The following is a 5,952-nucleotide window of genomic DNA, read 5'->3' as shown; positions in this document are numbered from 1 at the left end:
TTTGAATCAGCTTTAGTGCTTACGGCACAATAGCTTAGGTTGGGTGGTGGCGTTGTTCACCCCTTAATGCGGCGTTATGCGTAATCGATGGAGCACAGAATATTAGATGGAAATAGTAGAAGCGGATAAATCAGATTTAGATTCATTCTTTGCGTACCTTGAAAATCAGCTGTCTGAAAATGGTAATGGCCAAGTTCCTCTTTTCCAGCCAATGTCCAGAGAGCAAAGTGAAGTTCCAGAAGCAACAAAGGATAAGTTTATCCAAGGCTTTTCTCATCAGGTTGGCGATTTAGGTTGGAGAAAGCTCTGGGTTGTAAAAGACACCTCTGGAAGAATCAAAGGTCATATTGATCTTCGCCACCACAGTGATGAAAGCCGTTCTCATAGAGTTCTACTTGGCATGGGCGTGGATGATTCTTGCCGGAAGCAAGGTATTGGTCAAAGACTCATTGATACCGTTATCAATTTCTGCCAAGAAAAAGCTGAAATTGATTGGCTTGATCTTTGTGTATTATCAGAGAATTTCCCGGCAAAGAGCCTCTACTTAAAAGCAGGGTTTAATGTCGTTGGAGAGTTCAAAGATCAATATAGAATCGACGGTTTGTCAGTCTCGGAAACTGCAATGACAAAGCACGTCAAAAATTACGCATAACAAACAATTTAAGAGTGATTCAGCACGCTTGGCATTTTTGGTTTGGGTTGAGTTCAGTGATTACGGTGTTCAAATTAAGTGTCGTGGTACGTGCTTCACACCTTAATTGGGCGTTAGCTTAACATTTAAGTTCATGAACAAGGTAGTCAGGCAATTATGCTATTTATAAATTGCAATGTTGTGTGAAACTAAACAAAAAAGTAGTAAGCATATTTGTGCTCAAGTTCCAATAAGTGTATTAAGCATTATCAAAATCTATATTGGAGGCTTTATGAGAGTGCACAAATCAAAAATTGCCGCAGATCCAGTTAAGTACTACACGCATTTGATTGGTATGGAAAAGTACGAAGCTCGTATGAGACAGGAGCCTAATGCAATTACAATTATTACAGGAATTGTACTTTATAGAGAGTTACCTAAGAACAAACAGTCCGAAGTTTTGAAGCTAATATTGGCTTTGAACGATGGCCAGTTGAAAGCTTCACTATATGGTTTAGTTTCTCAAGTGGTTGCAAATCCATACTGGTTCTCATGGTCACTTTCTGATCGGGAGCTCAGAGAATTTTTTGATACCAATAAGGATGTGACTAATATATTGAAAGGTCTTGGCATAGACTTCTCGCTCCCTCTCACAGCAGCAGGTATATCAGCATTTTTGCTTTCATCAGCGCAACAAGGGGTAAAAAGTGCTTCCAAAGAGGTTGCGACTCAGTTGAAAAAGCAAGTTACAAGCTCACCAGTTGCGCAGATTGCAAATAGACTGGGAGTGACCAAACAAGTTGCAGGCAAAGCATCGGCAATCTTGGTCGTAATGGTCAGTGTAATTGCTTATCAAACACACTTAAATGCAAAAGATGCGCGGAAGGAGCTTCTTCGCAGAGGTCTACTTCAACCGGAAGATTTGTAATGCTAGTTTTAATACTAATAGTGATATTGTCATTGGCAACAATTCATTTCTCGCATGTGCTATTGATGCAGTATATGTTCTCTGAAGAAAAGTTATCGCCGAGTACTACTTTTCTTCGTCCATTATCTTTGTGTGTTATGGCTGCATGTGCCCAGTACTATATTCTTTCAATGATAACAGGCTACAATTTACCCGAGGTTGCGGGATTGGCTCTCGTGGCTACGAATGCATTCTTCTTCGTTGGTTTTTATTTTGCGTACAAAGCAAGAGTAAAAAGCCTAGAAAGTAAAAAGCACTCCTGAGTCTATATTAAGCTAACAAAGCATTTAAGAGTGATTCCCAACGCATGGCATTTTTCATTCCATCGTTGGGTTTTGTGTTTACGGTGGTAAGGTTTAGTTTCGTGGTAGCGTTGCTCACACCTTAATGCGGCGTTAGTACGGGTTTGACATCAAAGGTCATAAGTTTTGGTGTTTATCTGTTTTGGCGCTTGTCTTTACACCTTTCAGTTTGTACCTTTCACGTTCTTTCCCGTGGCACTATATGCGGAGTGTTTGCTTTGATTTCACCGTTTACGGCTTCTAACTCTTAGTCTATTTCTTTAGCGCTTCTTCATTTTCGTGGTGGCTTTTGAGAGAACCTTGATTACTTTTGGTGTGGCTGTTGAACTTTTCTAATTTTAATCAAATAAAAGTAGGGGAGTTCAGTACGTTTTTCTTCTAGCCAACTTTCGTCTTTCAATCGAGGTAAAGTTTTGTAGCTGCCCGTCTCACTTCAGTGTTCAAAGCCTTTCATATTATGCCACTTTTCAATATCTTGGAGCGCACAAATAGAAGTAGCGCATGTACTAACAAATTGCTTAAGAGTGATTCGTAACACGTGGCATTTTTACTTTGCGGTGGCTTATGTGATTAAGGCGCTGTGCGGTAGCTTTTGTATTGCGTTACTCACACCTTAGCAAGGCGTTAGTACTGGGGCGACATCAGAGGTCAAAAGTCTTGGTGTTTATTGGTTTCTTTCCCAGTTTTACACCTGAACAAATGTGCCTTTCACGTTCGCTCCGGTGGCACTAGATGCGAAGTTTCCGCTTTGACTTCATCGTTTACGGTTTCTAACTTTTGGGTGATTTCTCTGGTGTGGTTTCTTTAGGGCTGAGAAATTTTCGGTAAAACTAGGTTTCTCTGACGCTGCTGTTCAATTGCGAAGCCTGTATCCTTTGCTAATTGGAAAGCGGCGAAAAAGGGCAGTTAAGCATGTTTTTCTTCTAGCCAACTTAAGTATTGAAGTTAGTTTTAAGTTTGGCAGCAGTCCGTTTGGCTTTAGTGTTTTAAGCCATAATTTTCGTGCTATATTTCAATATCTTGGTGTGTAAAAAGGCTTTAGGGGCAGCGTACTAACAAACAATTCAAGAGGGATTCGTAACGCGTGGCATTTTTACTATGCGTTAATTTTAGTGATTAAGGCGGTTTGCGGCGGCATTGGTGTTGCGTTACTCACCCCTTAATTGGGCGTTAGCTTTCTTTGGGAGAATAAAGTGAGTCAATATTTGATCGAACCAGAAGTTCCTGGGTGCTTGGGTGAAAATACTTTGGCAAATTTCGATTTGCATCCACCGATAATAGAAAAGCTACATTTTCAGTTTGATGGGTGGCTAGGTGATGATTTATTGACTTCATTTCCATGCTTTTTAGTCACTGAACGTTTAGCAACGGCCTTAAGTTCATCGCAGTTGTCAGGATACAATCTGGAAGTGGCTGAAATATCTACTTCTGACGTATTTGAAGAACTGTATTCAGAGTGTACTTTACCTCGTTTTTCGTGGCTCCAAGTATCCGGAACTATCGGTAAAGACGATTTTAGCGTAACAAATGATGGGCTACTCTTAGTTTCTGAAAGGGCAATGGTGTTGTTACAAAGATATCAACTAGAAAATTCTGACATCGTAGTGTACAAAAGCTAACAAAGCATTTAAGAGTGATTCGCAACGCTTGGCAGTTTCGCTTCGCTCAAGTATAGCCCAGCGTCGCTCACACCTTAATGCGGCGTTATACCGCAAGGAGAAAAATACCATGGAGTTAGTTTCACCGTCGCCAGAATTCGAGTCCGCTTTTCTAGTGATGTATAAAGATTTCGCTGACAATGATCCTGAAAATTCAGAATATTACAGTGAATCTATTGCTGGTTTTTCCGCTTATGTGCAGCGCTTGAACGATGAAGCAGAAGGTGTGAACTTGCAGAGGGCTATGTTCCATGCAGTCATTTTTGGCTTGTCGACTGTCAGAAAGCCATTCTAGGCGTCATTAGAGTTCGCCATAATATTGGTAATGAGTTTTTATCGCTGGAAGCAGGCCATATCGGATATGATATTGCACCATCATTTCGAGGTCGGGGTTATGGTAAGCAAATGCTTAAATTAGCCTTACCTGAAGCCAAAAGGCTAGGCATTGAGAAAGCTTTAATTACGGCGGACGAAGACAATTATGCGTCGCGTAAAGTCATTGAAGCGAATAGTGGTCAGCTCGAAAATATCGTTCAAAGAAAAGTCTTTCCTAACCCTCTGGCAAGGTACTGGGTGCGTTGCGAGTCGCGGTATAACAATCAATTTAAGAGGGATTCACAACGCTCGGCATTTTTGCTTCTACTTCAAATTTAGTGTTTATGGCACAATGTTTTAGGTTCGGGTGGAGGCGTTGTTCACCCCTTAATTGGGCGTTATGTTTACCCTGATATGCAGTAGTTTTTGGAAAATATGATTAATAATAAAGATATTCTTAACAAAATGGGCTTTCTCATAGCTTTACTTGCGCTTTTAGTTACAAGTTACGGGGTGTGGGAGCAAGTTCGAGATAAATACCCTGAAGTGACAGTGTCGCTCTTGAGTGAAGATAAGGTTACTGATCTTGCAAATATCAAAGGATTGGTTGCTACGTATTCATTTAACGGAGAAGCGATACAAGACCTTTGGAAAATTCAAGTCAGATTTCAAAATACCGGAGATAAAACCATAATCGGTAGCGGATCAAAAAGTGACCTAATCAAAGATTCTCTTGATTTTTCATTTCCGAAAGGATTTCGTGTTATCGATCTAAATGAACTTGATGACTCAGTTAGGGCACAAGTTAAGCCTAGTGATGACCACTCATTTAATATACGGTTTGAGCAATGGCGCAGCGAAGAGCATATTGATATAGAGTTATTTTTAGAGCAAATGGATCATTCGTTGAAATCTCCAAAGATCTCACTTGCCTCAAGGAGTTTGATAGACGGTAACTTCATTTTATCTATGGATAATCCTTTAGCTGTGGTAAAGCGAAAGTCACTACTTAATTTGCCCACACCGATTGTCGAATGGTCTTCGACATTTGTTTTTATTTTAAAATTGGCTATGTTTGGTCTTCTTTTATATGTCGTAACGCTTGGCCTCAAAGAGAGCCTTTCTTACTACAATTGGAAAAAGCGATACAAACAAGATTTTGATAAGCATATTGACTACCTCTTTTCGAATTATGATGAAGAAAAGTTTAGTGATATTAGTCAAAACTATAAAGATGATCCCTGTAAAGCTCCTAAATGGGTTTGGGATGATTTTTCTGGTGAAAAGGTCGCAGGCATTGTTTTATTTCCCACAACTAAGTCAACGATAGTATTTTTCATTGTTTCATGGCTTTTCGTGATTGCATCCTTAGTTTCCACTTTAGGGTAAACATAACAAACTGTTTAAGAGGGATTCGCAACGCGTGGCATTTTTACTATGCGTTGGTTTAAGTGATTAAGGTGGTATGCGGCGGCTATAGTATTGCGTTGCTCACCCCTTAACAGGGCGTTAGTTTGCAAGAGGAAAAACGCAGTTATATCGCAAGATCTAGTGGTAAGATCTCAAAGTTGAACTTGTCGTATCGGTGTTCAATTTCAGTGTTAATTAGCGTGGTGAAAATCCAAATCAGGCATCGTTTTAACGGTTGATTTGTTCTTTGGTGTGGCGATTTTGGGGTTAACTGAGTTGAACTTTTTTGCTGAAACTCTGCTCGTTGAGTTTGATGGTACAAAAGCCGATTTACTGGCTGCGAGGACGTTTTCTCTGGTGTGGTAAGTTCATGTGGTTTCAGTGACTTTGTTGAAAGTCCGCATTGTGAGATTGGTTTTCTAAAAGTGCTTTTTGGTGTTGTGAGTCCGTTTTCTGCGGCGTTGTTTGTTCCAAGTGGTTTCATTGACTAGCCGCTTTTAGACTACGCCTGACTTAAATGCATCAAAGCACATAAAGTTTGTTGTTTGCAAAGTTTAAAATAACGTAAAATCAACTCCTTGGGTTTGCAAACTAACAAACTGCTCAAGAGGGATTCGCAACGCGTGGCATTTTCACTATGCGTTGAATTTAGTGATTAAGGTGGTTTGC

4 protein-coding genes and 1 pseudogene are annotated in these 5,952 nt (G+C 40.1%); all 5 read left to right on the top strand.

The window, feature by feature from the left end; genetic code table 11:
- The first annotated feature begins 106 nt into the window (after positions 1-106).
- The 5 genes and pseudogenes from R7Q48_RS23720 (at position 107) to R7Q48_RS23700 (ending at position 5,262) form a co-directional block, all read left to right on the top strand.
- Positions 107-652, top strand: coding sequence for a GNAT family N-acetyltransferase (locus R7Q48_RS23720; protein ID WP_256903459.1), 546 nt, complete (start codon positions 107-109; stop codon positions 650-652).
- Positions 653-923: 271 nt separating this feature from the next.
- A complete protein-coding gene (locus R7Q48_RS23715) occupies positions 924-1,559 on the top strand; it encodes a hypothetical protein (RefSeq protein ID WP_151514891.1) in 636 nt (211 codons plus the stop codon).
- A gap of 1,534 nt (positions 1,560-3,093) precedes the next feature.
- Positions 3,094-3,519: a hypothetical protein gene (locus tag R7Q48_RS23710; RefSeq protein ID WP_256903460.1), complete on the top strand. Its 426-nt coding sequence runs from the start codon at positions 3,094-3,096 to the stop codon at positions 3,517-3,519.
- Between the two features lie 109 nt (positions 3,520-3,628).
- A pseudogene (locus R7Q48_RS23705) lies at positions 3,629-4,212 on the top strand (GNAT family N-acetyltransferase).
- Between the two features lie 87 nt (positions 4,213-4,299).
- Positions 4,300-5,262: a hypothetical protein gene (locus tag R7Q48_RS23700; RefSeq protein ID WP_315912824.1), complete on the top strand. Its 963-nt coding sequence runs from the start codon at positions 4,300-4,302 to the stop codon at positions 5,260-5,262.
- The last annotated feature ends 690 nt before the right edge of the window (positions 5,263-5,952 follow it).

The organism is Vibrio sp. 378, from assembly GCF_033339435.1.
The sequence above is the reverse complement of the archived record's forward strand: the minus strand, read 5'-3'. Positions and strand labels throughout refer to the sequence as shown.

What these genes read in the sequence shown, in the direction of transcription:
- R7Q48_RS23715 (WP_151514891.1), top strand. Translation starts at nt 924, where the DNA reads ATGAGAGTGCACAAATCAAAAATTGCCGCAGATCCAGTTAAGTACTAC.
- R7Q48_RS23720 (WP_256903459.1), top strand. Translation starts at nt 107, where the DNA reads ATGGAAATAGTAGAAGCGGATAAATCAGATTTAGATTCATTCTTTGCG.